Origin of the sequence: Vibrio sp. MOR3, from assembly GCF_001557775.1 — a bacterium.
Lineage (GTDB): Bacteria > Pseudomonadota > Gammaproteobacteria > Enterobacterales > Vibrionaceae > Vibrio > Vibrio jasicida.
In genome coordinates, this window is the sequence record NZ_LNRD01000038.1 from 1 (window position 1) to 1,172 (window position 1,172).

Sequence of the window (1,172 nt, forward strand, 5' to 3'; positions counted from 1 at the left end):
GCTTGCGCAAGGATTGAGCTTGACGCTTGCGATAGAATTTGTGACTTGGTCATTTGAGTCGTTTCTTTTGCGAAGTCGGTATCTTTGATACGGCTCTTCGACGCGTTCACGTTCTCGTTGATGTTATCCAAGTTGCTGATTGCGTGGTTGAAACGGTTTTGGAAAGCACCTAGCTCTGCACGGTGGCTGTCTACGTATTTCAATGCGGCATCAATGATGGCCACAGACTCTTGTGCACCACCTACTGATGTTACGTCGATAGTATCAACCGTTACTTTCTTACCGTCGTTTAGACCTAGCTCACCAGATAGGCCGCCAGAGAATTCAACGTCGCCTTCCACTTTGTTGTTGCCCGCAAACACTTGCAGCTTACCGTCTTGGTCTACTGACGCTTTCACTAGGTCTGTTTGACCGTTGATGTAAGTTGCTAGCTCTTCGATATCGTCACCCGCTTTCGCGCTGATGTTGATTTCTTGTTCTTGACCAAAGCTGTCCGTTAGGCTGATTTTCATGTCTGATTTATCAGCAGCAACGTTCCAGTTTTTGTCTTTGCCGTTGTCAGCTTGGTAGCTCACGCCGCCCATCATTTGGTTGTCTGAGCGCATGTCTTTTAGGTTAAGCATTACTGCTTCACCGTTGTCCGCACCGATTTGGAAAGACTGAGTGCCGTAAGTACCGTTAAGTAGGCGGTTACCACCGAAAGATGTCGTTTCAGCGATACGGTTTAGTTCGTCGTTCAGTGCCGTTACTTCTTCTTGAATCGCAACACGCTCAGATTTTGAGTTAGAGCCGTTCGCAGATTGAAGAGATAGGTCACGCATACGTTGCAGGATGTTGGTTGTCTCGTTCATTGCACCTTCAGCAGTTTGTGCAATAGAGATACCGTCGTTCGCGTTACGAACAGCCACATCCAGGCCACGGCTTTGTACGTTCAAGCGGTTCGAGATTTGAAGACCCGCAGCGTCGTCTTTCGCGCTGTTGATTTTGAAACCTGAAGACAAACGCTCCATAGAAGTTTGTTGTGCTGAGTTTGCGTTGTTTAGGTAACGCTGAGCGGTCATCGCTGATACGTTTGTGTTTACATTCACTGCCATGGTGATTTCTCCAATTGATTTTCCGATGTAGCGGTTTCCGACGTCTCGGAAAACCAAGTAGTTCTCTCAAAGTTACTT

General features: G+C 47.4%; 1 protein-coding gene. It reads right to left on the reverse strand.

The features are described from left to right. Positions 1 to 1,094, reverse strand: a 1,094-nt coding sequence (locus ATB76_RS26700) for a flagellin (RefSeq protein ID WP_061036400.1), incomplete at its 3' end; no start/stop codon positions are given. Between the last annotated feature and the right edge of the window lie 78 nt (positions 1,095 to 1,172).